This window comes from Mycobacterium sp. SMC-2 (genome assembly GCF_025263485.1).
GTDB lineage: Bacteria > Actinomycetota > Actinomycetes > Mycobacteriales > Mycobacteriaceae > Mycobacterium.
On the sequence record NZ_CP079863.1, the window covers coordinates 260146 to 285657 of the forward strand.

24 protein-coding genes and 1 tRNA gene are annotated in these 25512 nt (G+C 70.3%); 10 read left to right on the top strand and 15 right to left on the bottom strand.

Annotated elements, in window-relative coordinates; all coding sequences use genetic code 11:
* The first annotated feature begins 14 nt into the window (after positions 1–14).
* Both KXD96_RS01340 and KXD96_RS01345 read left to right on the top strand, forming a co-directional pair.
* The gene (locus KXD96_RS01340) at positions 15–503 is read left to right on the top strand and encodes an inorganic diphosphatase (RefSeq protein ID WP_260742506.1); all 489 of its coding nucleotides are present in this window, start codon (positions 15–17) and stop codon (positions 501–503) included.
* A gap of 67 nt (positions 504–570) precedes the next feature.
* Positions 571–1263: a hypothetical protein gene (locus KXD96_RS01345; protein ID WP_260742507.1), complete on the top strand. Its 693-nt coding sequence runs from the start codon at positions 571–573 to the stop codon at positions 1261–1263.
* Here KXD96_RS01345 and KXD96_RS01350 read toward each other — a convergent pair.
* Entirely contained in the window at positions 1260–2345 is a 1086-nt protein-coding gene (locus KXD96_RS01350; protein WP_260742508.1) for a DUF475 domain-containing protein, read from the bottom strand. The two genes, KXD96_RS01345 and KXD96_RS01350, sit on opposite strands and share 4 nt — an antisense overlap.
* A gap of 90 nt (positions 2346–2435) precedes the next feature.
* Here KXD96_RS01350 and KXD96_RS01355 point away from each other — a divergent pair, with 90 nt between their 5' ends.
* From KXD96_RS01355 to KXD96_RS01365, 3 genes are read left to right on the top strand one after another with little or no spacing between them, the layout of a single operon-like run.
* On the top strand, positions 2436–3710 hold the full coding sequence (locus tag KXD96_RS01355; protein WP_260742509.1) for a hypothetical protein: 1275 nt from the start codon (positions 2436–2438) through the stop codon (positions 3708–3710).
* A 22-nt stretch (positions 3711–3732) separates the two neighbouring features.
* A complete protein-coding gene (locus tag KXD96_RS01360; protein ID WP_260742510.1) occupies positions 3733–4434 on the top strand; it encodes a glycosyltransferase family 2 protein in 702 nt (233 codons plus the stop codon).
* A complete protein-coding gene (locus KXD96_RS01365) occupies positions 4431–4790 on the top strand; it encodes a DUF2304 domain-containing protein (protein WP_260742511.1) in 360 nt (119 codons plus the stop codon). The genes KXD96_RS01360 and KXD96_RS01365 overlap by 4 nt, the downstream gene beginning before the upstream one ends.
* A 51-nt stretch (positions 4791–4841) precedes the next feature.
* On the opposite strand, the gene KXD96_RS01370 is transcribed toward KXD96_RS01365, so the two are convergent.
* Positions 4842–5786, bottom strand: a complete 945-nt coding sequence (locus KXD96_RS01370; RefSeq protein ID WP_260742512.1) for an NAD-dependent epimerase/dehydratase family protein — start codon at positions 5784–5786, stop codon at positions 4842–4844.
* Between KXD96_RS01370 and KXD96_RS01375 the strand changes: the two genes are divergently transcribed.
* Entirely contained in the window at positions 5752–7560 is a 1809-nt protein-coding gene (locus tag KXD96_RS01375; RefSeq protein WP_260742513.1) for a hypothetical protein, read from the top strand. The two genes, KXD96_RS01370 and KXD96_RS01375, sit on opposite strands and share 35 nt — an antisense overlap.
* A 46-nt stretch (positions 7561–7606) precedes the next feature.
* Here the strand turns inward: KXD96_RS01375 and KXD96_RS01380 are convergent.
* Positions 7607–7682 (bottom strand) — tRNA-Thr (locus KXD96_RS01380).
* A gap of 54 nt (positions 7683–7736) precedes the next feature.
* Complete coding sequence (locus KXD96_RS01385) at positions 7737–8945, bottom strand: DNA polymerase III subunit delta' (protein WP_260742514.1); 1209 nt, start codon at positions 8943–8945, stop codon at positions 7737–7739.
* A gap of 69 nt (positions 8946–9014) precedes the next feature.
* On the opposite strand from KXD96_RS01385, the gene KXD96_RS01390 reads away from it, so the two are divergent.
* Positions 9015–10727: an adenylate/guanylate cyclase domain-containing protein gene (locus tag KXD96_RS01390; protein WP_260742515.1), complete on the top strand. Its 1713-nt coding sequence runs from the start codon at positions 9015–9017 to the stop codon at positions 10725–10727.
* On the opposite strand, the gene topA is transcribed toward KXD96_RS01390, so the two are convergent.
* The 3 genes from topA to cspA all read right to left on the bottom strand — a co-directional run bounded on the left by topA (position 10724) and on the right by cspA (position 14653).
* Positions 10724–13519, bottom strand: a complete 2796-nt coding sequence (gene topA, locus KXD96_RS01395; protein WP_260742516.1) for a type I DNA topoisomerase — start codon at positions 13517–13519, stop codon at positions 10724–10726. The genes KXD96_RS01390 and topA overlap by 4 nt on opposite strands.
* Positions 13520–13712: 193 nt before the next feature.
* Positions 13713–14303 (bottom strand): hypothetical protein, encoded by a 591-nt coding sequence (locus tag KXD96_RS01400; protein WP_260742517.1) that lies wholly within the window; start codon positions 14301–14303, stop codon positions 13713–13715.
* A 146-nt stretch (positions 14304–14449) separates the two neighbouring features.
* Positions 14450–14653: a cold shock protein CspA gene (gene cspA / locus KXD96_RS01405; RefSeq protein ID WP_007166602.1), complete on the bottom strand. Its 204-nt coding sequence runs from the start codon at positions 14651–14653 to the stop codon at positions 14450–14452.
* Between the two features lie 259 nt (positions 14654–14912).
* Between cspA and KXD96_RS01410 the strand changes: the two genes are divergently transcribed.
* On the top strand, positions 14913–17243 hold the full coding sequence (locus KXD96_RS01410; protein ID WP_260742518.1) for a DEAD/DEAH box helicase: 2331 nt from the start codon (positions 14913–14915) through the stop codon (positions 17241–17243).
* Between the two features lie 204 nt (positions 17244–17447).
* On the top strand, positions 17448–18485 hold the full coding sequence (locus tag KXD96_RS01415) for a PAS domain-containing protein (RefSeq protein ID WP_260742519.1): 1038 nt from the start codon (positions 17448–17450) through the stop codon (positions 18483–18485).
* Here KXD96_RS01415 and KXD96_RS01420 read toward each other — a convergent pair.
* The 7 genes from KXD96_RS01420 to ssd are packed head-to-tail and all read right to left on the bottom strand — an operon-like array spanning position 18482 to position 22963.
* Positions 18482–18769 carry an Rv3654c family TadE-like protein gene (locus KXD96_RS01420; protein WP_313901609.1) on the bottom strand — a complete coding sequence of 96 codons (288 nt, stop codon included), beginning with the start codon at positions 18767–18769 and terminating at the stop codon, positions 18482–18484. The two genes, KXD96_RS01415 and KXD96_RS01420, sit on opposite strands and share 4 nt — an antisense overlap.
* Positions 18770–18800: 31 nt before the next feature.
* Positions 18801–19103 carry a TadE family type IV pilus minor pilin gene (locus tag KXD96_RS01425; RefSeq protein WP_260742520.1) on the bottom strand — a complete coding sequence of 101 codons (303 nt, stop codon included), beginning with the start codon at positions 19101–19103 and terminating at the stop codon, positions 18801–18803.
* A 23-nt stretch (positions 19104–19126) separates the two neighbouring features.
* Positions 19127–19330, bottom strand: coding sequence for a DUF4244 domain-containing protein (locus KXD96_RS01430; protein WP_260742521.1), 204 nt, complete (start codon positions 19328–19330; stop codon positions 19127–19129).
* 15 nt (positions 19331–19345) lie between these two features.
* Positions 19346–19942 carry a type II secretion system F family protein gene (locus KXD96_RS01435; protein ID WP_260742522.1) on the bottom strand — a complete coding sequence of 199 codons (597 nt, stop codon included), beginning with the start codon at positions 19940–19942 and terminating at the stop codon, positions 19346–19348.
* Positions 19939–20742 (bottom strand): type II secretion system F family protein, encoded by an 804-nt coding sequence (locus KXD96_RS01440; protein WP_260742523.1) that lies wholly within the window; start codon positions 20740–20742, stop codon positions 19939–19941. Before KXD96_RS01440 ends, KXD96_RS01435 begins: the two co-directional genes overlap by 4 nt.
* Positions 20739–21911: a TadA family conjugal transfer-associated ATPase gene (locus KXD96_RS01445; protein WP_260742524.1), complete on the bottom strand. Its 1173-nt coding sequence runs from the start codon at positions 21909–21911 to the stop codon at positions 20739–20741. Before KXD96_RS01445 ends, KXD96_RS01440 begins: the two co-directional genes overlap by 4 nt.
* The gene (gene ssd / locus KXD96_RS01450) at positions 21908–22963 is read right to left on the bottom strand and encodes a septum site-determining protein Ssd (protein WP_260745582.1); all 1056 of its coding nucleotides are present in this window, start codon (positions 22961–22963) and stop codon (positions 21908–21910) included. Before ssd ends, KXD96_RS01445 begins: the two co-directional genes overlap by 4 nt.
* 481 nt (positions 22964–23444) lie before the next feature.
* Here ssd and KXD96_RS01455 point away from each other — a divergent pair, with 481 nt between their 5' ends.
* Positions 23445–24290, top strand: a complete 846-nt coding sequence (locus KXD96_RS01455; protein ID WP_260742525.1) for an HAD-IB family hydrolase — start codon at positions 23445–23447, stop codon at positions 24288–24290.
* Between the two features lie 454 nt (positions 24291–24744).
* Here KXD96_RS01455 and KXD96_RS01460 read toward each other — a convergent pair whose 3' ends face one another.
* Positions 24745–25503 (bottom strand): oxidoreductase, encoded by a 759-nt coding sequence (locus KXD96_RS01460; protein WP_260742526.1) that lies wholly within the window; start codon positions 25501–25503, stop codon positions 24745–24747.
* Between the last annotated feature and the right edge of the window lie 9 nt (positions 25504–25512).

Sequence of the window (25512 nt, forward strand, 5' to 3'; positions counted from 1 at the left end):
CTAAGGAGCGCACAGTGCAATTCGACGTGACCATCGAAATTCCGAAGGGCCAGCGCAACAAGTACGAAGTCGATCACGAGACGGGCCGGGTGCGTCTGGACCGCTACCTCTACACCACGATGGCCTATCCCACTGACTACGGCTTCATCGAGGACACCCTGGGTGAGGACGGTGACCCGCTGGACGCGATGGTGCTGCTGCCGGAGTCGGTGTTCCCCGGCGTGATCGTTGAGGCGCGCCCGGTCGGCATGTTCCGGATGGTCGACGAGGCCGGCGGCGACGACAAAGTGCTGTGCGTGCCGGCCGGCGACCACCGCTGGGACCACATCCAGGACATCGGGGACGTGCCGGAGCACGAACTGGATGTGATCAAGCACTTTTTCTCCCAGTACAAGGCGCTGGAGCCGGGCAAGTTCGTCAAGGCGGCCGACTGGGTTGACCGAGCGGCAGCCGAAGCGGAGGTGGAGCGTTCGGTGGAGCGGTTCAAGTCACGACGGCACTGACGCGGGCCGACGTGCAGTGATGCTCGTGGCGTAACCGCGCGCCGATTTCCGGTGGCATCCTGGCGATGTGACCCCGGTGTGGCATTTCGCCGCCAACTTCTGGTGGCTGGTTTTTCCGCTGGGCGGTGCTATCGGCGGGGGCCTTCGGGCCGTTGCCGCCGCGAACGAGCGCCGGGCGGAGCGCCGGCTGGAACGGTATCGGCTGAAGCAGCAAGCCAAGATCGCGGTGGCCGAGGCGTCGGGCCGGGTGCGGACCAACCGGGAAAGCGACCGCCGAGAGATCGCCAGACTCGTTGCGTCGCACGACCGTACCGACGCCCGGTGGCTCGACTACGAAGTCGATATCGCGCGATTACTGGACTTCCCGATGATGACCGATATGCGAGCGCCACTGACCATTGCGTTCCATCGGGCGAAGCGGCACGCGGACCTGTTGCGGCCGGACCCGCCCGATGCGCTGGTCGGAAACCGGGACGCGTTGGTGGAATACCGCGACGCCGTCCACGAGTACATCAGTGCGTTCGAGATCGCCGAGGCCGAGGCGATTCGCCGGCGCCGCAGCGACTTCTCGGCGGACGAGCAACAACGGATGGCACGGGCCCGAAGCTTGCTGCAGTTGGCGCAGGACGAGGCGGCCACCCGCGAGGAACGACAGAATGCCTACGCGCGGGCGAGCAAGGAACTCGACGGCCTGATCGTGCTGCCGGCCCCCGCGAGGGCGGGCATCGAACGGCGCATCGCCGGCCAGATCGAGGCCTAAGCCGGTGACGACGCGGCGGCCCGGGCGTGGCGCCGATTGCGCAGCACGCTCCAGCCCAGCGCCGCCCCGATGAACACCACCCCCACCGAGGCGGTGACCGGCTCGGGGACCTGGAATCGCGGTTCGATCGATACCAGCATGATCACCGCCAGCACGCCGATCGCCCAGTGCGCGCCGTGCTCTAAGTACACGTAACGGTCCAGCGTGTCCTGCTTCACCAGGAAGATGGTGATGGACCGGACGAACATCGAGCCCACCAGCCCAAGACCCAACGCGATGATGATCGGGTCCGAGGTGATCGCGAAGGCGCCGGTGACCCCGTCGAACGAGAACGCGGCGTCGAGCACCTCGAGATAAAGGAACATGGTCAGCCCGGCCTTGCCGACCGCCCTGCCGGCCGACGCCGCCTCGAACCCCGGGGGCCGAAACGCCCGGCTCAGCCCGTTGACGAGAAGGTACGTCACCAGGCCCAGCAGCCCGGCGGTCAGCACGGTCGCCCGCTCGTCGCCGGAGTGCGTCAACCGCGTGCCCACCAGGACCAGCGCCACGGCGGTCACCGCCACCGACACCTGACCCAGCCGCCCGATGCGGGCGAACGGAATCTCGATCCATTTGAGCCACTTGATGTCTCGATCGTGGAACACGAAGTCCAGAAACAGCATCAACAGGAAGCTCCCGCCAAACGCCGCGATCTGCGGATGCGCGGCGACGATGAGCTTTTCGTAGCTGGGCGAGCCGTCGGGGAATTCCAGGGCGCCGTGCGGCGGGGGATGCAGCGCCAACTCCATCGCACGAACGGGGTCGAGGCCCGCGGTCGCCCACACGATGACGAGCGGGAAGATCAGCCGCATCCCGAACACCGCGACGAGAATCCCAACCGTCAGAAACATCTGCCGCCAGAACGGGCTCATCTGCTTGAGGACCGCGGCGTTGATGACGGCGTTGTCGAACGACAGCGAGATCTCGAGGAGCGCCAGGGCTAGCAGTAGAAGCAGGGCGCCGAGGCCGCCGTGGGCATACCCGAGAACAAGGGCCGCCACGGTGACCAACAGCGAGATCCCGAAAATGCGCAAGGCGGCCATGGATCCTTTCCGACAGCCGCCCACGATAGCGAACCCCGGTCGCCACCGCGGACCAGCGTCCACGGACACCTACTATTTCAAATTGTGGCGATGCCCGAAGTCGGCGGTACCCAAGCCCCCACGGGCGCCGGTCCGATCACACGCGGCAGCGTCGCCCGGGTCGGCACCGCGACGGCGCTGACCGCCCTGTGCGGTTACGCGGTGGTCTATCTGGCCGCCCGCGACCTGGCGCCGGGCGGCTTTTCGGTGTTCGGCGTCTTTTGGGGGGCCTTCGGCCTGGCCACCGGCGCCGCTTTCGGCCTGATGCAGGAGACCACCCGGGAGGTCCGCTCGACGCGGCATGCCGCGTCGGCGTTGCCGGCCGACCAACCGCGAACCCACCCGCTGCGGGTCGCCATGCTGGTCGGGGTGGGCGCGGCCGTCGTGATCGGCGCCAGCTCGCCGCTGTGGAGCTGGTGGGTGTTCGTCGAGGAGCGCTGGCTGTCGGTGGCGCTGCTCAGCATCGGGCTGGCCGGGTTCTGCGTGCACGCCACGCTGCTGGGCATGCTGGCCGGCAGCGATAGGTGGACCGGGTACGGGGCGCTGATGGTGACCGACGCGGTCAGCCGGGTGACGGTCGCCGCGGCCACCGTGGTGCTCGGCTGGCGCCTGGCCGGCTTCCTGTGGGCCACGGTCGCGGGCGCGGGCGCCTGGCTGATCATGCTGGTGGCCTCGCCCTCGGCCCGGGCCGCCGCCCGCCTGCTGACGCCCGTGGGCGCCCAGGCCTTCCTGCGCGGCGCCGCCCACTCGATCACCGCCGCCGGCGCCAGCGCCATTCTGGTGATGGGTTTTCCGGTGCTGCTGAAGCTGACCAGCAACGAGCTGGGGGCCGAGGGCGGGGTGATCATCCTCGCCGTGACGCTGACGCGGGCCCCGCTGCTGGTGCCGCTGACGGCCATGCAGGGCAACCTGATCGCCCATTTCGTCGACGCGCGCAGCGACCGGATTCGGGCGCTGCTCGCCCCGGCGGGGATCGTCGGCGGCATCGGTGCGGTCGGAGTGCTGGCGGCCGGACTCGTGGGCCCGTGGCTGCTGCGGGTCGCCTTCGGGCCGCAGTACCAGGCCAGCGGCGCGCTGCTGGCCTGGCTGACGGCGGCCGCGGTGGCGATCGCCATGCTGACGCTCACCGGCGCCGGGGCCGTCGCGGCCGCGCTGCACCGGGCGTACTCGCTGGGCTGGGTCGGCGCCACGCTGGCGTCGGGATTGCTGCTGCTGTTACCGCTGCCGCTGCCGACGCGCACCGTCGTCGGCTTGCTGTGCGGCCCGGTGGTGGGAATCGGGGTTCATCTGGTCGCGCTCTCGCGCGCCGGGCGCCTGACCAGCTGATCGCGTGTACCTTTTGGGCTGAATGGACATTGCAGCCAAATACTCGGGCGCCTGGATCGTCATCCCCGCCTTCAACGAAGCCACCGTCATCGGCGAGGTGGTCGCCGATGTGCGCTCGATCTTCGACAACGTCGTCTGCGTGGACGACGGCAGCACCGACGACACGGGCGAGATCGCCAGGCGGGCCGGCGCGCACCTGGTGCGCCACCCGATCAACCTGGGCCAGGGTGCGGCCATCCAGACCGGCGTCGAGTACGCGCGCAAACAACCGGGCGCGTGGGTGTTCGCCACCTTCGACGGTGACGGGCAGCATCGGGTCAAGGACCTGGCCGCGATGGTCGACCGGCTCTGCGCGGAGCACGTCGACGTCGTCATCGGGACGCGGTTCGGGGCGAACGTCGGCGCCCGGCCGCCGTTTCTGAAGCGGCTGGTGTTGCAGACCGCGGCGCGGCTGAGCCGGCGAGGTCGCCGACTTGGCTTGACCGACACCAACAATGGGCTGCGGGTGTTCAACAAGAAGGTCGCCGACGGGCTGGACATCACCATGAGCGGCATGAGCCACGCCAACGAGTTCATCATGCTGATCGCCGAAAACCATTGGCGTGTGGTCGAACAGCCGGTCGAGGTGCTCTACACCGATTACTCGAAGTCGAAGGGGCAGCCGCTGCTCAACGGCGTCAACATCATCTTCGACGGGTTTCTGCGAGGAAGGGCTCACCGATGAACTGGATCCAGGTGCTGCTGATCGGGTCGATCATCGCGCTACTGGTCTATCTGCTGCGATCCCGCAGGAACGCGCGGTCCCGCGCCTGGGTAAAGGTCGGCTACGTCGTCTTCGTGCTGGCCGGCGTCTACGCCGTGTTGCGGCCCGACGACACCACGGTCGTGGCGCACTGGTTCGGTGTGCGCCGCGGCACCGACCTGATGCTCTACGCGCTCATCATGGCGTTCTGCTTCACCACGCTGAGCACTTACATGCGCTTCAAGGACCTCGAACTGCGTTACGCGCGACTGGCCCGCGCCTTGGCGATCGAGGGCGCCCAGGCGCCCGACGCTCCTCAATCTGCGTCGAACGTGTAGCCACTGCGAAAAACCCGCCGAACTTTCGCAGTATTTACACGCTCGGCGGGGCTAGACCGTCTGGGCCTTCCGGAAGTACTCGACCGTCCGGCGCACCCCGTCGTCCAACTCGACCCGTGGACGCCAGCCCAAAACCTTTTCGGCCAAACCGATGTCGAGGCAGGACCGCCTCAGATCGCCCAGCCGGTCCGGATGGAATTCCGGGTCGTCGGGCCCGCCGACGGCCGCCGCCACCGCCGAATGCAGTTGCCGGTCCGAGGTTTCCACGCCGGTGCCGATGTTGAACCGCTGCCCGCCGCCCGCCTCCCCGGCGGCCTTGACGAAGGCGTCCACCACGTCGTCGACGAACACGTAGTCGCGGGTCTTGCCGCCGTCGCCGAACACCTTGGTGGGCTTGCCCGACAGCAGCGCCTGGGCGAAGATCGCCACCACGCCCGCCTCGCCGTGCGGGTCCTGGCGGGGGCCGTAGACGTTGGCCGGGGCGATGTGCGAGCAATCCAGGCCGTACAGGTGGCGGAAGGTGTTCAGGTAGATCTCGCCGGCCACCTTCCCCGCGGCATACGGCGAGGCCGGGTCGGTCGGCACGGTCTCGGGGGTCGGGTACTGCGCCGGTGTGCCGTAGATGGATCCGCCCGACGAGGTGTGCACGACCTTGCGCACCCCCGTCAGCCGCGCCGCCTCGGCGAGGCGCACCGTGCCGATGACGTTGACCGAGGCGTCGAATTGCGGGTCGGCCACCGAGCGCCGCACGTCGATCTGGGCCGCCAGGTGGAAGACCACCTCCGGCCGGTGCTCAGCCAGGATGGCCTGCAGATCGGCGGTGACGATGTCCGCTTCGACGAAGACGTACGACGGATTGCCTACCAGGTGCTCCACGTTGGTCGCGCGGCCGGTGGCGAAGTTGTCCAGCCCCACCACTGCGTGGCCCTCGGCCAACAGACGGTCGACTAGCGTCGAGCCGATGAATCCGGCTGCCCCGGTAACCAGTGCGCGCACCGGCCCACCATACATAGTGGCCCTGGCCGTCGCGCTGATCGCCGCTGCGCTGGGGATACGCGCGGCGCTGGCCTTCGGGGGCTACTTCTATTGGGACGACCTGATCCTCATCGGGAAGGCCGGCACCCACGGCCTGCTGTCGCCGGCTTACCTCTTCGACGACCACGACGGCCACGTCATGCCGGGCGCTTTCCTGGTCGGCGGCGCCATCATCCGGCTGGCCCCGCTGAACTGGACGGGGCCGGCGATAAGCCTGCTGGTGCTGCAGCTGCTGGCTTGGCTCGCGCTGCTGCGCGCCCTCTACGTCATCCTCGGCCGGCGGCCGGTGCTGCTGATCCCGCTGATGTTCGCGCTGTTCACGCCGCTGGCGGTGCCCGGGTTCGCGTGGTGGGCGGCGGCGCTCAATTCGCTGCCGATGCTGGCGGCGCTGGCGTGGGTGTGCGCCGACGCCATCCTGCTGGTTCGCACGGGCAACCAGCGCTACGCGGTGACCGGGACGCTGGTCTACTTGGGTGGACTGCTGTTCTTCGAGAAAGCCGCGGTGATCCCGTTCGTCGCGTTCGCGGTGGCCGCGCTGCTGCGCCACGTCCAGGGTGATCGGGCGGCGCTGCCGACGGTGTGGCGGGCCGGGCTCCGGTTGTGGATCGCAACGCTGACTTTGACCGGCTGCTGGGTCGCGCTCTATCTGGGCGTAGTGAACCAGCGGCGGTGGAGTTCCGATCTGGTGATGACGTCGGAGCTGCTGGCGCGATCGATCACGCACGGCATCGTCCCGGGGCTGGCCGGCGGGCCGTGGCACTGGGACCGGTGGGCGCCGGCCTCGCCGTGGGCGACGCCCCCGCCGTCGGTGATGGCGCTCGGCTGGCTGGTGCTCGCCGGCACGCTCGCGGTCTCACTGCTGCGCAAGCAGCGCATCGGGCCGGTGTGGCTGACCGCGGCCGGTTACGCCGTCGCCTGCCAGGTGCCGGTCTATCTGATGCGCTCGTCGAAGCAGACCGCGCTCGAACTCGCCCAAACCCTGCGCTATTTCCCGGATCTCGTCTTCGTGCTGGCGCTGCTGGCCGCCGTCGCGTTGTGCGCGCCGAACCGGCCCGCTGGGCCGCGGTGGCTGGACGCCTCCCCCAAACGCGCCGTGGCGACGCTGGGCTTGGCGGCGCTATTCGTGGCCAGCAGCCTGTACTCGACGGCGACATTTCTGGCCAGCTGGCGGGACAACCCGGCCCAGCGCTATCTGCAGAACGCCCGGGCCGATCTGGCCGCGGCGCATGCGGCCTCGGCGGCGCCACTGCTGGATCAGGAGGTCGATCCGCTTGTGCTGCAACGGGTGGCGGCGCCGGAGAACCTGGCCAGCCACATGTTCGCCCTGCTGCGGGACAGGCCCGAATTCGCCCCGGCCACAACGCAATTGCGGATGCTGGACAGCTCGGGGCGGCTGGTCGAGGCGCGGGTGAGCTGGGTGCGGACGATCGTGCCGGGCCCCATGCCGCAGTGCGGGTATTTCGCGCAGCCGGACAAGCCGGCGCGCCTGGTCCTCGACGGGCCGCTGCTGCCCGCCGACTGGAGCGTCGAACTCAATTACCTGGCCAACAGCGAAGGGACGATGACGCTGTCGCTGACGCAAGGACCCGACGTCAAGGTGCCCGTGCATCCGGGACTCAACCGGGTGTTCGCTCGCCTGCCGGGCGCCGGGGACGCGATCACCGTGCGGGCCAACACCACCGCGCTGGCGTTGTGCCTCGCGTCGGGCCCGGTGGGGTTTATAGCGCCGGCCTAGCGGCGCCCGCCGAGTGTGCGGCTGGCTTCACACTCGGCGGAAAAAATGGAGCCGCCTGGGGGAATCGAACCCCCGACCTATTCATTACGAGTGAATCGCTCTACCGACTGAGCTAAGGCGGCACACCCGCACGCCGGGCGGCACGAGTCTACGGCAGGCGGGCGGGCCAACCCAACTTAGTCACGCAGTTCCTGGCCGAAGGTGGCCACCATGGCGTCGACTGCGAACTTGGGCTTGACGTTGCTGGCCAACGCCTCGCGGCATTCCAGGACGGCCTCGATGCAGCGCAGCAGCCGCTGGGGGGAGGCATGCGCCGCCAGCGCCGAGACCCGGTCGGACATGTCGGGATGGTTGTGGCGCACCGACCCCGCGCCCGCCGAGACCATGAGTGCGTCGCGGAAATACGTCGCCAAGTCGATCAGCGCCCGGTCCAGCGCGTCGCGCGACGCCCGGGTCTGACGCGACTTCTGCCGCCGCTCGAGGTCTTTCATCGCGCCCGAGGCACCCCGCATCGCCCCGGCGGCGCCCTTGCCCGTGCCGCCGGCGCCCAGGGCCGTCCGCAGCTCCTCGGTCTCGGCGTCGGCGCGGTCCGCGGTGAGCACCACGGCCTCGGCCTCGGCCGCGGCCACCAATTCCTCGGCGGCGGCATAGGCCCGCGCCGGCGTCGCGGCGTCCCGCACCAGGCCCAGCGCCCGCTCCCGGCGCTCCCGGGCCTCGGGATCGGTGGCCAGCCGCCGCGCCCGGCCCACGTGGCCGCCGCTGACCGACGCCGCCCAGTTCGCGGTTTCCGGGCTCAGGCCGTCGCTGTCTATCAGCACGCGCGCGATCGCCTCGGTCGGCGGGGTGACCAGCGCGACGTGCCGGCAGCGGGAACGCAACGTGATGGCGATGTCCTCGGGATCCACCGATGGCGCGCACAACAGGAACACCGTCGACGGCGGGGGTTCCTCGACGACCTTGAGCAGCGCGTTGGCGGCGCCCTCGGTCAGACGGTCGGCGTCCTCGATCACGACGATCTGCCGGTTCCCGGTGGCAGGACGCCGCGACGCGATCTGCACGATGGCGCGCATCTCGTCCACCCCGATGGACAGCCCTTCGGGAACCACCCGGCGTACGTCGGCGTGGGTACCGGCCATGGTCGTCGTGCATGCCCGGCATTGCCCGCACCCGGGTTCCCCGTCGGAGGTGCACTGCAGCGCGGCGGCGAAGCACAGCGCCGCGACCGAGCGCCCCGACCCGGGCGGACCCGTGATCAGCCACGCATGTGTCATAGTCCCGTCGCCCGCGTCGCTGTGAACCAGATCACCGCGGGCCGCCCTGGCGGCGGCGAGCAGCTCGGCGGTCACCACGTCCTGGCCTATCAGCCGCGTAAACACCCCGGACATCATCGGTAACAGTAGCCACCACCGCCGACAGATACCGGCCGGCCACCGTATCGCGACGATCCCGTTACATTGCCCCTCCTTAACGGCCCGGGTGGGCGGCGCGGGAAGAGCGTTGTAAGTTTCCGACAAGTCCCTGCTGACCGATACGGTGGGATCGTGGCAACACCGGCAGCACTGCCCGGGCGAATCGGCGGATTCGTCCGGTGGGTGGTGCGTACCCCGTGGCCGCTGTTCTTGCTGAGCATGCTGCAGGCCGACATCATCGGCGCCCTCTTCGTGCTCGGCTTCCTGCGCTACGCGCTGCCCCCCGAGGATCGGATCCAGCTGCAGGATCTGCCGGTGCTGAACCTGGCGATCTTCGCCACCGCGTTGGTCGTCCTGTTCGTCGTCGCCTCGATGGTGAGCCTGAAGCTGCTGATGCCGGTCTTCCGGTGGCAGCGCCGCGACAACCTGCTCGCCGAGGCCGACCCCGCCGCCACCGAGCTGGCCCGCAGCCGGGCGTTGCGGATGCCCTTCTATCGCACGGTCACCAGCATGGTGGTCTGGTGCATCGGCGGCGTGGTGTTCATCATCGCCAGCTGGTCGGTGGCCCGGTTCGCCGCGCCCGTCGTGGCCGTCGCCACCGGGCTGGGCGCCGCGGCCACCTCGATCATCGGCTACCTGCAGTCCGAGCGGGTGCTGCGCCCGGTGGCGGTGGCCGCGCTGCGCAGTGGGGTGCCCGAGAACGTCAAGGCGCCCGGTGTCATCCTCCGCCAGATCCTGACGTGGATGCTGTCCACCGCCGTCCCGGTGCTGGCCATCGTGCTGTCGGTGGTGGCGGACAAGGCGTCCCTGCTGCATGCCACGCCGGAGAAGCTGTTCACCCCCATCCTGTTGCTGGCGCTGGCTGCGTTGGGCATCGGCTTCGTCAGCACCCTGCTGGTGGCCATGTCGATCGCCGACCCGCTGCGTCAGCTGCGCTGGGCGCTGTCGGAGGTGCAGCGCGGAAACTACAACGCGCACATGCAGATCTACGACGCCAGCGAGCTGGGCCTGCTGCAGGCCGGCTTCAACGACATGGTGCGCGACTTGTCCGAGCGGCAGCGGCTGCGTGACCTGTTCGGTCGCTACGTCGGTGAAGACGTGGCCCGCCGGGCCCTGGAGCGCGGCACCGAGTTGGGCGGCCAGGAGCGCCACGTCGCGGTCCTGTTCGTCGACCTGGTCGGCTCCACCAAGCTCGCCGCGACCCGGCCGCCCGCCGAGGTGGTCCACCTGCTCAACGAGTTCTTCCGGGTGGTGGTCGAAACCGTCGGCAGGTACGGCGGTTTCGTCAACAAATTCCAGGGCGACGCCGCGCTGGCCATCTTCGGTGCGCCGATCGAACACCCCGACGCTTCGGGTGGCGCGCTCGCCGCGGCCCGCGAGCTGCACGACGAGCTGCTCCCGGTGATCGGGTCCGCGGAGTTCGGGATCGGGGTGTCGGCGGGCAGGGCGATCGCCGGGCACATCGGCGCGCAGGCCCGCTTCGAGTACACGGTGATCGGCGACCCGGTCAACGAGGCCGCCCGGCTGACCGAGCTGGCCAAACTCGAGCCCGGCCACGTGCTGGCGTCGGCGATCGCGGTCAGCGGCGCCCTGGACGCCGAGGCGTTGTGCTGGGATGTGGGCGAGGTGGTCGAGCTGCGCGGGCGCACCGCCCCCACCCAATTGGCTCGGCCGGTGAAGCTGGCCGGAGCCCCGGACTCCCAGCACGCACGGGCCCCCGAAGAGGTGCACAGCGAGGCGATCGGCCCCGGCTACTAACTGCGCTTGGCGGCCTTCTTGGCCGGGGCCTTCTTGCGGGCGGCCTTCTTCGCGGGACGCTTCACCGGACCCCGCGCCCGCCGGTCGGCCAGCAGTTCGGCGGCGCGCTCGTCGGTGATCGACAAGACGTCGTCGCCCTTGCGCAGGCTGGCGTTGGTCTCACCGTCGGTGACGTAGGGCCCGAACCGGCCATCCTTGATCACCATCGGCTTGCCGGTCGCCGGGTCGGCGCCCAGCTCACGCAACGGCGGCGCGGCGGCGGCCTGCCTGCCGCGGCGTTTGGGCTCGGCGTAGATCTTGAGCGCCTCGTCGAGCGTGATCTCGAAGATCTGGTCCTCGGTGGCCAGCGAACGAGAATCGGTGCCGCGCTTCAGGTATGGGCCGTACCGGCCGTTCTGCGCGGTGATCTCCTCACCGGTCTGCGGGTCGACGCCGACCACCCGGGGCAGCGACAGCAGTTTCAGCGCGTCCTCGAGGGTGACGGTTTCCAGGTCCATGCTGCGCAGCAGCGAGCCGGTTCTGGGTTTGGGCCCGGTCGGCTTCTTCCCCTTCTTGGCCGGGGCACCGCCCTCCTCCTCGTCGGGCGGCGGCGGCAGTACCTCGGTCACGTACGGCCCGTAGCGGCCGTCCTTGGCGACGATCTCGTGACCGGTTTCCGGGTCGACGCCCAACGAGCGCCCCTCTTGCGGGGTGGCGAACAGCTGCTCGGCCACTCCCAGCGTCAGCTCGTCGGGGGTCAGCGAGTCGTTGAGGTTGGCGCGCTGCGGCACGAGCTCGCCCTCATCGCCTGCCACCATGCGTTCCAGGTAAGGCCCGTTCTTGCCCACCCGGACGTACACGGGGCGACCCTGCTCGTCGTCAAACAGCTTGATGGAGTTGACTTCTCGGGCGTCGATGCCTTCCAGGTTGACCCCGACCAGCTTCTTGAGGCCCCCGGAGCGCGCCACCGAATCGGCCACTCCGTGGTCGCCGCCGAAGTAGAAGCGGTTGAGCCAGTCGGTGCGCCGCTCCTGCCCCGAGGCGATCGCGTCGAGCTCGTCTTCCATCGCGGCGGTGAAGCCGTAGTCGACGAGCCGGCCGAAATGCCGCTCGAGCAAACCGGTTACGGCGAACGCGACCCACGACGGCACCAGGGCGCTGCCCTTCTTGTGCACGTAGCCGCGGTCCTGGATGGTCTTGATGATCGACGAGTACGTCGAGGGGCGGCCGATGCCCAACTCCTCGAGCGCCTTGACCAGCGACGCCTCGGTGTAGCGCGCCGGTGGGTTGGTGGCGTGGCCGTCGGGGGTGAGCTCGATGGCGTCCAGCCGCTGGCCCTGCGTCAAGTGCGGCAGCCGGCTCTCGGCGTCATCCGCCTCGCCGCCGGCCAATTCGTCGACGGTCTCGACGTAGGCCTTCAAGAACCCAGCGAACGTGATGGTGCGACCGCTCGCGGAGAACACCACCTGCCTTTCTCCGGATCGACCATTGATCCGCAGGCTGAGCGTGGTGCCGCGCGCGTCGGCCATCTGCGAGGCCACGGTGCGCTGCCAGATCAGCTCGTAGAGCCGGAATTCGTCGCCGTCGAGCTCGCGGCGCACCGCGTCCGGGGTGGCGAACGTCTCGCCGGCGGGCCGGATGGCCTCGTGCGCCTCCTGGGCGTTCTTCACCTTGCGGGTGTACTGCCGCGGCGACGGCGAGACGTACTCCTCGCCGTAGAGCTGACGCGCCTGCGTGCGGGCGGCGTTGATGGCCGACTGCGACAGCGTCGTCGAGTCGGTACGCATATAAGTGATGTAGCCGTTCTCGTAGAGCCGCTGGGCGATGCTCATGGTGCGCTCCGAGGAGAACCGCAGCTTGCGGCCGGCCTCCTGCTGCAGCGTCGACGTCATGAACGGCGCGTAGGGCCGGCGGGTGTAGGGCTTTTCCTCCACCGAGGCCACGGACAGCTGGGTCCCGCGCAGCCCGGCGGCCAGCTCGGTCGCCTGGGACTCGTCCAGCACCGTCACCTCGTCGGCCTTGCGCAGCTGGCCCAGCGAGTCGAAATCGCGGCCGGTGGCCACGCGCAGGCCGTCGACGTTCGTCAGCCGGGCGGTGAAAGTGGGCGGCTGGGCGGTCGGGTCGGACACGCTGGCGTCCAGCTGGGCGACGATATCCCAGTACGAGGCGCTGCGGAACGCCATCCGGTCGCGTTCCCGCTGCACGATGATGCGCGTGGCCACGGACTGGACCCGGCCGGCCGACAGCTTGGGCGCGACCTTCTTCCACAGCACCGGGCTGACCTCGTAGCCGTACAGCCGGTCCAGGATGCGGCGGGTTTCCTGCGCGTCGACCAGATCGATGTCGAGGTCACGGGGGTTCTCGGCGGCCTCGAGGATGGCCGGCTCGGTGATCTCGTGGAACACCATCCGCTTGACCGGGATGTTCGGCTTCAGGGTCTCCAATAGGTGCCAGGCGATGGCCTCGCCCTCCCGGTCACCATCCGTGGCCAGATAGAGCTCGTCGACGCCTTTGAGCAGGCCCTTCAGTTCGCTGACGGTGCTCTTCTTCTCCGGGCTGATGATGTAGAGCGGTTCGAAGTCGTGGTCGACGTTGACACCGAGCCTTGCCCACGGCTCCGATTTGTACTTCGCCGGCACGTCGGCCGCGGCGCGGGGCAGGTCGCGGATGTGGCCGCGAGAGGATTCGACGATGTAGCTGGAGCCCAGGTAGCCGGCCAATTTGCGCGCCTTGGTGGGCGACTCGACGATGACGAGTCGCCTGCGGCTCCCAGCCCGGCCGCTTTCGCGGTCCTTGAGATTCGGGTCGGCCAACTACGCTTACGCTCCATCCTTGCTCTCGGCCCCCCTGCGAGGCCGCCCCGCAGAAGAATGACAGGCCGGCGTCAAAAATTCCGCGGAAATTCAGATACGCCAGCGTTCCTTCGCCCTCGGGCACCTGACAATTTCGCACCCTTGGGCGCGACTGCGCAAACCGGGCGTCCGAAAGACAAATCCTTTTCTGCGGTTATACCCGCGGCCACGCCGATGACGCGTCAACTCCGTCGGGGGCGTCGCCCACGTTCTCTACCAGGCGCGACAGTCGGCGACGGCCGCTGATCCGCAGCGCCGGGCGGCCGCCGCGGGTGCCGATCAATGTCGGTGCGATTCCCACCCGCATCAAAGCCGACGCCAGCGGGGAATGGGTATCGGGCGCGTGCGGATCCAGGCCCAACAGGTAATGGTCGCCCTCCGGGTGACCGGCCGCCAGCGTCCACGCCCGCAATTCACGCGGCCCGGGCAGCCACCGCGGCGGCACCGTCTTGACCGCGCCGCGCGTCCATTCGGTGGCCAGACTCACCAAGGTGGGGGTGACCGCCGTCCGCACCAACGGCGTGTCCTCGTCGGTCCGGCCGATCTCGGGTTCCAGCCCCGCCTCGTGGATCATCTCGGCCAGCGCGGCGGCGCGCCAGGGCAGATCGACCACCACGGAGAGCCGCGCGCCCTGCGCCTGCGGGCCGGTGACCATGACGATCTGACCGGACGCCGCCAGCACCCCGGAGAGATCGGCGGCCGCGGGCGGCACCGACTCCGCTGTGAAGAAGGAGAGCTGGCTCACGCCACCGACAGTAGGCCAGGCCGAGCATCCGCGTCCTGAGGCAATCGGCGCGGCGGCGGTTTCGCGAGCCGGACCCAATACGAAAACCCCCCGGCGGGCCCGCTGGGCGGGACTGCAGGGGGGTCCGTGGAGATTTCGGCTCGTCCTTAGACGGAGCGGACTCCGGTGGCCTGGGGGCCCTTAGGGCTGTGGCCGATTTCGAACTCGACCTTCTGGTTTTCTTCGAGGGTGCGGAAGCCCGAACCCTGGATCTCCGTGTAGTGGACAAACACGTCGGCGGAACCGTCTTCGGGGGCAATGAACCCGAAGCCCTTCTCCGCGTTGAACCACTTCACAGTTCCCTGTGGCATCTCTCGATCTTTCCTTTTCTTCTGGGTGCGGGGCATCGCCTTTCGATGCCCCGGGCCTCGTACGACCGCCATACCTCGCTCAGTCGCCGGAACTTCACCCGACCGATTAACCTCGCAGGAACCGCGGCCGCAACGTCGATCCTGCGAAAGTTTGACACGAACACAGAAGCTGCGACCGCAAATAGTCAACCATGTTCATCGCTTCCGCGACAGACTTGCGCCTTGGACGCAATCTCAGCCGGGTCCCAGGAGGGTGCGAATGGCGAGTTTCGGCAGCGGCCTGCTCGCCGCCGCGCTCGCCGGTGCCGACGCCGACGAGCACCCGCTGCGCCACGTCGCCGAGCTGCCGCCGCGAAGCGGCCGCCCGCATAGCTGGCCGGCGTGGGCCGAGCCCGACGTGGTGCGCGCGTTCACCGACCGCGGCATCCATTCCCCCTGGTCACACCAGTCGGCGGCCGCGGAATTGGCTCACGCCGGCCGCCATGTCGTGGTGAGCACCGGGACCGCGTCGGGCAAGTCACTGGCCTATCAGCTTCCCGTCCTCAATGCGCTGGCCACCGATCCGCGCGCCCGGGTGCTGTACCTGTCCCCCACCAAGGCGCTGGGCCACGACCAGTTGCGCGCCGCGCACGCGCTGACCACGGCCATCCCGCGCCTGCACGACGTCGCGCCCACCGCCTACGACGGCGACAGCCCCCCGGAGGTCCGCCGCTTCGCGCGCGAACGTTCCCGGTGGCTGTTCTCCAATCCCGACATGATCCATTTGTCGATTCTGCGCAACCATGCCCGCTGGGCCGTGCTGTTGCGGGGCCTTCGGTTCGTGATTGTCGACGAATGCCATTACTACCGCGGCGTTTTCGGCTCCAACGTGGCGATGGTGCTGCGCCGGCTGCTGCGGCTGTGCGCGCGATACTCGTCCTCGCCCACGGTGATCTTCGCCAGCGCGACGACGGATGCACCGGGTGCGACGGCCGCCGAGCTCATCGGCCTTCCCGTCGAGGAGGTCACCGAGGACGGTTCGCCGCAGGGCGCCCGGACGGTGGCGTTGTGGGAGCCGGCGCTGCGGACCGACCTGCTCGGCGAGAACGGCGCGCCGGTGCGCCGCTCGGCCGGCGCGGAGGCGGCGCGGGTGATGGCCGACCTGATCGCCGAGGGGGCGCAGACGCTGACGTTCGTGCGGTCGCGCCGCGCCGCGGAGTTGACCGCGCTGGGCTCCCAAGCGCGGCTCGACGACATCGCCCCGGAGCTCGCCGGCAAGGTGGCGTCGTATCGGGCCGGCTATCTCGCCGAGGACCGCACCGCGCTGGAGCGCGCGCTGGCGGAGGGCCGGCTGCGCGGCCTGGCCACCACGAACGCCCTGGAGTTGGGCGTCGACATCGCCGGGCTGGACGCGGTGGTGCTCGCCGGGTTCCCCGGGACGGTCGCCTCGTTCTGGCAGCAGGCCGGCCGGTCGGGCCGCCGCGGGCAGGGCGCGCTCGTCGTGCTGATCGCCCGCGACGACCCGCTGGACACGTACCTGGTCCACAACCCCGCCGCGCTGCTGGGCAAGCCGGTCGAGCGGGTGGTGATCGACCCCGCCAACCCCTACATTCTTGGTCCCCAATTGCTTTGCGCCGCGACCGAAATGCCACTCGACGAAGCCGAGGTGCGTGACTTCGGCGCCACCGAGGTGGCCGGGGGCCTGGTAGACGACGGGCTGCTGCGGCGCCGCAGCGGCAAGTACTTTCCCGCGGCCGGCCTGGAACCGCATGGGGCGGTGGACATCCGGGGGTCGGCGGGCGGTCAGATCGTCATCGTCGAGGCCGACACCGGGCGGCTGCTGGGCAGCACCGGGGTCGGTCAGGCCCCGGCGTCGATCCACCCGGGCGCCGTCTATCTGCACCAAGGGGAGAGCTACGTCGTCGACTCGTTGGACCTCGAGGATGCGATCGCCTTCGTGCACGCCGAGGACCCCGGCTACGCCACGTTCGCGCGGGAAATCACCGACATCGCCGTCACCGGCACCGGCGAGCGCTCGCAATTGGGGCCGGTCACCCTGGGTTTGGTGCCGGTCAGCGTCACCCACCGCGTGGTGGGGTATCTGCGCCGCCGGCTTTCGGGAGAGGTGATCGACTTCATCGAGCTCGACATGCCGGAGCAGACGCTCGCGACCACCGCGGTGATGTACACCATCACCGAAGAAGCGTTGCTGCGCAAGGGTATTGACGCACCGCGGATCCCCGGCTCGCTGCACGCCGCCGAGCACGCGGCGATCGGCCTGCTGCCGTTGGTGGCCAGCTGCGATCGCGGCGACATCGGCGGTCTGTCCACCGCGGTGGGACCCGAACCCGGCGGCCTGCCCAGTGTCTTCGTATACGACGGCTATCCGGGCGGCGCCGGGTTCGCCGAACGCGGATATCGCCGGGTGCGTACCTGGTTGGCGGCGACGGCCGCGGCCATCGAGGCATGTGAGTGCCCCCGGGGATGTCCGTCCTGCGTGCAGTCCCCCAAATGCGGCAACGGCAACGACCCGCTCGACAAGGCGGGCGCAGTGCGGGTGTTGCAACTGGTCCTGGGGGAGTTGCCGCGCGCTGAAGGACCCGGCGGATGACGACGCGTCGGTGAGCGGTTGGCGGCCCGGCTGCGGCGGCGTAGCAAGCTTCCGAGACCGCAACTTCGTTGGCATCCGGTGGGGCCGTCCTTGTCACCCGAAGGTGTTGGCGCAGAGAGGGTTACGGTCTTGCACGGCCGGTTCCGGCATGGCCGTTAGGCCCGAGGTCACGACAGTTCGGCTTCTCGCCGTAAAATCGACGGCATGGCCCACGACTGGTTGCTCGTGGAGACGCTGGGGGGTGAACCCACCGTGGTCGCGCAGGGACGCCAGCTGAAGAATCTCGTCCCGATCACCACGTTCATGCGCCGCAGCCCCTATCTCTCCGCGGTTCGGACGGCGATCGCCGAGTCGGTGCAGACCGGGCAGGCCTTGACCAGCATCACTCCCAAGCGCGACCGCGTCATTCGCACCGAACCGGTGGTGATGTCCGACGGCTATATCCACGGCGTGCACGTGTGGACCGGTCCGGCCGACATCGAACCGCCCGAGCGGCCGATCCCGGGGCCGCTGAAGTGGGACCTGACCCAGGGCGTCGCCACCGACACCCGGGAGTCGTTGGTGAACAGCGGAAAGAACCCCGAGGTGGAAGTCACCTTCGGCAGGGCCTTCGCGGAAGACCTCCCCTCGCGCGAGCTCAATCCCAACGAGACCAAGGTGCTCGCCATGGCCGTCAAGGCCAAGCCGGATCAAACCATTTGCAGCACATGGGATCTCACCGACTGGCAGGGCAATCCGATGCGGATCGGTTTCGTCGCGCGCACCGGCCTGGAAACCGGGCCCGACGGCCGGGAACACCTGGTCGCGCGGGCCATCAACTGGCGGGCCGAGCTCAAGGGCCCGGGGGTGTCGACGGACGATCTGGCGCAACGGATCCTCAGCGGGCTCGCCCAGGCCGGCGTCCACCGCGCGCTGATCGACCTCAAGAACTGGGCCCTGCTCAAATGGCTGGACGAGCCGTGCACCTTCTACGACTGGCGCGGTAGTGAGACCGGCAAGCCGAGGGTTCACCCCGACGACCAGCACCTGGTGTCCTCGATGACAGAGGAATTCGCCAACGGCGCCACCAGCCGGGTGCTGCGCATGCCCGGCAATAACGACGATTGGGTGCCGGTGCACGTCACCGTCAACAGGGTGGAACTCGAACCGGACGCCTACGCCGGGCTGGTCTCGCTGCGGTTGCCCTCCGCGGAGGAACTCGCCGCCGCGGGGCTGGCGGGTGGCCCCGACCCGACGGCCTAGTTCAGCGCCGGGCCCGCCCGCGCGGCGGCGCTCGCCACACCGCCGAACACCGCCACCCGGACCGTGACGACGACGTCGAGATCGTCCACCGCGCAACTGGCATCGGTCCGCATCTCGCGGGCCACCGCCGCCGCGCGGGCGCAGGCCGCTGCGGCTCCGGACGGTAGCCGGGCCGCGGCGGCCAGCGCGGCCAGGTCGGCGGCCGCCTGCGCGCGATGACGTGCCACCACCACCGAGCCGAGGTACGCCCCGGCCCCCGTGACGCACAGCAACACCGCCGCCATCCACGCGGCGACCAGGGTGGCCGAGCCCCGATCATCCCGAAGGCTCCGCCGCCGAAACCGCTTTGGCCCCAATGTCGATCGCCGGCAACAACTTCGACTGCGCGACGACGGTGGCCACCAGGAACTCGCCGTCGCGGTGCACCTCGACCCGCGCGCCGACAGGTGCGATGCGGCGAGCCGCGCCCAGTGCCGAGCGTTGGTCGCCGCGGGCGGCCAGCCGGGCGGCCTCGCGGGCGGCGTCCACGCAGCGGACCTGCATCGACACCGCGGTGACACCGGCCAGACACAGCATGAGCACGACGACCAGCGTGGCGATGCCAAGCGCCGCCTCCACGGTGCTGGCACCGGCACTGCCGGCTAGACCTTGGTGTTGAGCGCGCGACCGATGACGTTGGTCAGCGCCGACACGACGGAATCGCCGGTCACGACGGTGTACAGGATGGCGCCGAAGGCGGCCGCCGCGATGGTGCCGATGGCGTACTCGACCGTCGACATGCCCGACTCGTCGGCCGCCAAGACCGTCACGCGCGCGACGAATACCCGAAATATGTTGTGTAGCAATGCTTTCCCTTCCCCTCACCATAATCCCGATTGCAAGACGTCACCGGCGAGCCCTGCCACCACGGGAACGATCCCCAGACACACGAACGCGGGCAAGAAGCACAACCCGAGCGGTCCGGCGATCAGCACCCCGGCGCGCTCGGCGGCGGCGGTGGCCGCGTGCGCGGCGTCGTGACGTGACTGGTCGGCCAATTCGGCGATGCCCTCGGCCAGCGCCGCCCCCGAGGCCGCCGAACGCCGGGCCAGCCGCAGCAACGCCTCGACCTGCGCGTCGGCCGAGTCGGCCCGTAGGCCCGGCGTGGCCGTCCAGGCGACGACGGGATCCGCGCCCAGCGCCAGCAGGTCTGCCGCGCGCCGCAGGACCCGCGCCAACGTCGGCGGTGCGGACGGTGCGGCGGCAGCCGCGGCGGTGGCGACCGCCATGCCCGCCCCCAGGCACACGGCCAGCACGTCGAGACAGGATGCGACCGCCAACGGATCGGGGCCTCGCGCCGGCCCCTGCACCGCACGGGCCCGGTGCTCGCGGACCGGTATCCGCGCCCGCGACCGCACCAGCGATGGGCCCGGGCCGATCCACGCGGCCAAGGCCAGCAACACCGCCGCCGTGCTCACGATTCGAGCCGATCGGTGATGCGGTCGGCCCACAACAGGCCCACGCACGCCAGGGTCGAGCCGACGACCAGCAGCCATCCCCCGGCGTGCCCGTTGAGCAGAAAGGCCAGCGGCCGGGCGCCGATCAGTTGGCCCAGTAGCACGCCCAGCGCCGGCAGGCCCGCCAGGATCGTCGCGGTTGCGCGCGCGCCGGCCATGCTCGACGTCACCCGCGCCGAAAACCGTTGCCGCTCGGCGATGTCGCGTTGCGCGGCGCGCATCAGGGTGGCTATCGCCAGCCCGTGGTCGCTGGCCAGTTGCCAGCACAGCGCGAGGCGATCCCAATGCGCCGGCATGGTCGACGATTTCGCCGCGGCGCGTAGCCCGGCCGCGACGTCGGCCCCCAACCCGGCGCGCGCCGCGACCGCGCGCAACGACTCCGCAACCGCACCGGCGGTTTCGCCGGCGGCCACGCCGAAGGCGCGCACCGGATGGGAGCCGACGCGCAGTTCGCCGACGAGCACGTCGAGTGCGCCTTCCAGCGCCTGCCCCTCGCGCAGGGCATAGCGGGTGCGGCGGCGGCGGCGATAGCGCAGGCTCGCGGTCGCGGCGACGACCACGGCGGCCAGCACCGTTGTCAGCGGCAGCAGCACGGCGGCGGTAACCGCCACCCCCGCCGCAAGGCAGGCCGGCCCACGCGGTCCGGCGATCCGGCGCCACCGATGGTTTGCCGCCAGCGGCGCGAGGCGGCGCCGCGGTGACGGCCCGAGGACGAGGAGCGCCAGCGCCAACAGCAGTGCGCCGGCCATGGGGCCGTTCATGCCGGCATCCGGCTTTGCAGCAAGCGATGCAGGAGTCCCGCGTCGTCGGTCATGCCCCCGTCGGCACGCCACACCGTGACCGCCCGCACCCGCCCGGCAACCTGGCGCAGCACGGCGATTTCGCCGAGCCGGCGCCGCCCGGTGCGGTCCCGTGCGACGTGCAACAACACCTGCACGGCCGCGGCAAGTTGGCTGTGCAGCGCCGCACGATCGAGACCGCCCAGCGTGCCCAGCGCCTCCAGCCGGGCGGGAACCTCGGCCGGGTTGTTCGCGTGCACGGTGCCCGCTCCCCCGTCGTGCCCCGTGTTCAGCGCCGCCAGCAGATCCACTACCTCGGCGCCCCGCACCTCGCCGACCACGATGCGGTCGGGCCGCATCCGCAGGGCTTGGCGAACGAGCTGGCGCACCGGGACTTCGCCGACGCCTTCCACATTGGCGCACCGCGCGACCAGCTTCACCAGGTGCGGATGCCGGGGCGCCAGCTCGGCGGCGTCTTCGACGCACACGATCCGCTCGGTGGGCGCCACGGCGCCGAGCATCGCCGCGAGCAAGGTCGTCTTGCCGGCGCCCGTTCCGCCGCACACCAGGAAGGCCAGCCGGGCGGCGATGATGTCCGCGATCAGGGCGGCGGCCTCGGGCGTCAAAGCGCCCGCCGCGGTCAGGGTCGCCAGGTCCTGACTGGCCGGGCGCAGCACCCGCAGTGACAAGCACGTGCCGCCGGCCGCCACCGGCGGCAGCACCGCATGCAATCGCACCACGAAACCGGCGCCGATCCCGGTCAGCTGACCGTCCACCCACGGTTGCGCGTCATCCAGGCGCCGACCCGCGGCCAGCGCCAGCCGCTGCGCCAGGCGCCGCACCGCCGCCTCGTCGGCGAACCGAAGCTGCGTGCGCCGCAGGCCGTTCCCGTCGTCGACCCACACCGCATCGGGCGCGGTGACCAACACGTCGGTGGTGCCGTCCGCGCGCAACAACGGCTCGAGGATGCCAGCGCCCGTCAGCTCGGTCTGCAGCACCCGGAGATGGGCCAGCACCTCGGTGTCACCGAGCATCCCGCCGGACTCGGCCCGGATGGCGGCGGCCACGACGTTCGGACCCAGCGGAGACCCCGGCGGGGCGGATTCGGCGGCCAGGCGCTCGCGTACGCGGTCGATCAGCGAACCGCTCATGCGGCCCTGCCGTTTCGGGCCGGCTGCGACGACGCGCGGGGCAGCACGGCGAGCACCCGGCGGGCCGCCACCGCGAGTGCGGATCGCCGTCCGAGCCGCAGCCCGCCGCGCTCCAGCTGCTCGGCGACTTGCGGCTCCGCCTTCATGGACGCCAGCAACGGGAGCCCGGTGATCTCGGCGACCTCGGCTGCCCGCAACCCTCCCGGCGAGGGCCCCCGCACCACCAACCCCACGTTCGGGTTGACGGCGGCCAACACAGGAGCCAGCGCACCCGTCGCGGCACACGCGGGCACATCGCAGCGGCTGACCACGACGACGAGGTCGGCCGCATCGAGCGCGGCTTGCGTCGCATCGGTGAGACGGCGCGGCAGGTCGCAGACCACCGTGACGGCGCCGCGGCGCCCGGCATCGACGATGGCGTGCACCGGGTCGGCCGCCAACTCGTATCCGCGCCGGGTGCCGGACAGCACGCTGACTCCCCGGTGTCGCGGCAACGCCGCACACACGGCCGACCAGTTGAGCCGGCCGCCCTCGAGCGCCAGGTCCGGCCAGCGCAGGCCGGGTGCGGTCTCGGCGCCCAGCAGTAGATCGATCCCGCCGGCCCACGGGTCGAGGTCCACCAACAGCGCGTCGGCGGCGACGGCCTGTGCCAGCGCCACCGCCAGCGAGGACGCGCCCGCCCCGCCGCACCCGCCGATGACGGCGACGACTTCGCCACGCGACCCGTCGTCGGGCGACGACTCGGCGGCCTCGGCGAGCGCGCCGACCAAGTCGCGCTCCCGCTCGGGCAGCCGCAGCACCCGCTCGGCCCCGACCGCGACGGCCGCCGCCCACGTCGCGGCCGTCGGGTCTGCCGCCGCCAGCACGGTGACGCGAGGGCGACGCGGTAGCGCCGCCCTCGCGGACCGGTCGGCCGCCGCATCATCCAGCACCACGGCCGCGGCCGCCGACCACGCCTTGCGACTCACGGCACCGCCAGCGTGGACCACCCGGACCCCGACGGCCGCGGCGACGCGCTCCAATTCCCGGCGCAGTTCCGGGTCCGCCAGCACGGCCAACACGCCCGTGGAAGCCGCCGGTTTTGCCTCTGAGGTGTTACTCACGCACCCACTCTGCGGGCCCGCGATGTTGGGACACCAGTCCCAAAGTGCGGATTTGTGGATGGGGACCCGAGTGTGCACAAACACGTCAGCCGACGCGCCGAAGACGGAGGGTCCGCAACCACCCGAGCGGCCGCGCTACGCGGTCCGGGAGGAGCGAAACTGACCCCAGAAAAGGGACGACCCCCGCCAGGGGGGGAGGAGGCGAGGGTCGTCGTGTATCAGCCCCGGGGGGTCGGGCTGATACACCCTCGGCTCAGGCCGAGTAATGCTTACTATACACATGACAAGCCGCGGTAACGCAATAGCTCTTTCTATGAAAGAACACGTTGAGCCGCAAAAACACTGGTGAGACCGCCGGTCCCAGTTAGCTGAGCGGCCATTTCGGGCCCAAGGTCGCAGCGCCGCCTCGCGACCGACCTATGCTGGGCCGGTGACCGTCTTCGACCCGGCCGCGGAGCAGCACACGGCGGCGGCCACCGCTCCCCGGCCCCGCACCGCGGCCTTCTTCGACCTGGACAAGACGATCATCGCCAAGTCCAGCACGCTGGCGTTCAGCAAACCGTTCTTCAACCAGGGACTGCTGAACCGCCGTGCCGTGCTCAAGTCCAGCTATGCACAGTTCATCTATCTGCTCTCCGGTGCTGATCATGACCAGATGGACCGGATGCGCGCCCACATGACCAACATGTGCACCGGTTGGGACGTCGAACAGGTCAAGTCGATCGTCAATGAAACGCTGCACGACATCGTGACCCCGCTGGTTTTCGCCGAAGCCGCGGACCTGATCGCCGCGCACAAGTTGTGCGGCCGCGACGTGGTCGTGGTCTCCGCCTCCGGTGAGGAAATCGTGGCGCCGATCGCCCGCGCGCTCGGCGCCACGCATGCGATGGCGACCCGCATGGTCGTCGAGGACGGCCGGTACACCGGCGAGATAGCGTTCTACTGCTACGGCGAGGGCAAGGTGCAAGCGATCCGCGAGCTGGCCGCCCGGGAGGGCTACCTGCTGGAGCACTGCTACGCCTATTCCGACTCGATCACCGACCTGCCGATGCTCGACGCCGTCGGCCACCCCAGCGTGGTGAATCCCGACCGCGGATTGCGCAGGGAGGCCGTCGAGCGTGGTTGGCCCGTGCTGTCGTTCTCCCGGCCGGTGTCGCTGCGGGACCGCATCCCGGCGCCGTCGGGTGCCGCGATCGCGACCACTGCCGCGGTGGGGGTCAGCGCGCTGGCCGCCGGCGCGGTCACCTATACGTTGTTGCGCCGCTTCACCTTCTAGGAAGCCTTCTGCGAACCGGCGGGGCGATACGCAGCAAACACATCCGGGCATCGCTTCGCAACTTTTGCAAAATTGGGCCTTGCTGCGCTAAGGGACTAGTAGTACAAAGGAACCACGGAAGCCCGGTGAGGCCTAGGTCGATCCGGAAGAGAAGGTTCGATCTCCCGACCCGGGCGCCCAGCACGGTGCTCGGCACCCACGCGGAGTCATAGCCGCGATAATGGCAGAAGTGTTGCGGGCCTGCGTAATTGCGAATTGTGGACGGTGTCGACGGCCCTTTGGGTGGGGTTGCAACCGGAAGCGTCGCAAGATCGCCGAGGCCAACCCACGCAGCCCCGAAATGCACGCATGGTAACCGAGTTCCGTGTTAGCGGGCGGCGGACCGAATACTTCGGGTCGTCGCCCGCTTTGCATTGTCCGGTGACGTTCTGTCCCGCCCCGGCTATCGATTCAGCTACCGATTCGACATCGACTCCGCGATCGTCAGAGCCTCCTGCGCGCCGGCTCGCAGCGCCCGGCAGCACAACAGCAGCCAGCCACCCACCCCCTCCGCCGTGCCTCCGGCGAAGCCCTGGGCGGCGTCGCGGTAGTCGGCGGGCTGGCGCATCCAACTCACCTCGGGCACACCCAATCCGTGTGGATCGAGCCCGCTGGCGATGGTCACCAACCGCGACACCGCACGGGCAACCACGCCGTCCGCGCTGCCGAACGGCCGCAGCGTCAGCAGCTCGCCGTGCGCGACCGCGGCGATCACCGGTGCCGGCGCCTGGGTGCCACCGCTCACCAACTCCGCCAGCAACTCCAGCCGCGGCCCGACGCCGGCATCGGCGCGGGGTCGGCCCAGCCGCTCCTCGTCGACCTGGTCGGCCGCCGCCAGCACGTGCAGCCGGGCCAGCGCCTGCAGCGGTGCCCGCCGCCAAATCCCGACCAGGGGACCCTCGCCGCCCTCCAGTGCCTGGGCCACCCGCAGGGCCCCGCCGAACACCGGGTCGCTGACGGCCCCCGCGTCCGCGAGGTCTTCCAGCCGCACAGGGCCGCCGTCCAGCACCGACGAGGCGCGGGCGGCCCGCAACGCCGCCTCGGCGGCGGTCACCGGCCAGCCGCGCAGGTTGGCCCGGTGGCGATGCGCGCGGCCCAGAGCGTCGCGGGCCCGGTCGCTGGCCTCGGCGACGCCCGGCAACTCCATCAGCGGAGCCAGGGGATCAGCCGTCACAGGTTGCCA

What these genes read in the sequence shown, in the direction of transcription:
- KXD96_RS01350 (WP_260742508.1), bottom strand. Translation starts at nt 2,345, where the DNA reads ATGGCCGCCTTGCGCATTTTCGGGATCTCGCTGTTGGTCACCGTGGCG.
- KXD96_RS01355 (WP_260742509.1), top strand. Translation starts at nt 2,436, where the DNA reads ATGCCCGAAGTCGGCGGTACCCAAGCCCCCACGGGCGCCGGTCCGATC.
- KXD96_RS01360 (WP_260742510.1), top strand. Translation starts at nt 3,733, where the DNA reads ATGGACATTGCAGCCAAATACTCGGGCGCCTGGATCGTCATCCCCGCC.
- KXD96_RS01365 (WP_260742511.1), top strand. Translation starts at nt 4,431, where the DNA reads ATGAACTGGATCCAGGTGCTGCTGATCGGGTCGATCATCGCGCTACTG.
- KXD96_RS01375 (WP_260742513.1), top strand. Translation starts at nt 5,752, where the DNA reads ATGAATCCGGCTGCCCCGGTAACCAGTGCGCGCACCGGCCCACCATAC.
- KXD96_RS01385 (WP_260742514.1), bottom strand. Translation starts at nt 8,945, where the DNA reads ATGTCCGGGGTGTTTACGCGGCTGATAGGCCAGGACGTGGTGACCGCC.
- cspA (WP_007166602.1), bottom strand. Translation starts at nt 14,653, where the DNA reads ATGCCACAGGGAACTGTGAAGTGGTTCAACGCGGAGAAGGGCTTCGGG.
- KXD96_RS01410 (WP_260742518.1), top strand. Translation starts at nt 14,913, where the DNA reads ATGGCGAGTTTCGGCAGCGGCCTGCTCGCCGCCGCGCTCGCCGGTGCC.
- KXD96_RS01415 (WP_260742519.1), top strand. Translation starts at nt 17,448, where the DNA reads ATGGCCCACGACTGGTTGCTCGTGGAGACGCTGGGGGGTGAACCCACC.
- KXD96_RS01420 (WP_313901609.1), bottom strand. Translation starts at nt 18,769, where the DNA reads ATGGCGGCGGTGTTGCTGTGCGTCACGGGGGCCGGGGCGTACCTCGGC.
- KXD96_RS01440 (WP_260742523.1), bottom strand. Translation starts at nt 20,742, where the DNA reads ATGAACGGCCCCATGGCCGGCGCACTGCTGTTGGCGCTGGCGCTCCTC.
- KXD96_RS01445 (WP_260742524.1), bottom strand. Translation starts at nt 21,911, where the DNA reads ATGAGCGGTTCGCTGATCGACCGCGTACGCGAGCGCCTGGCCGCCGAA.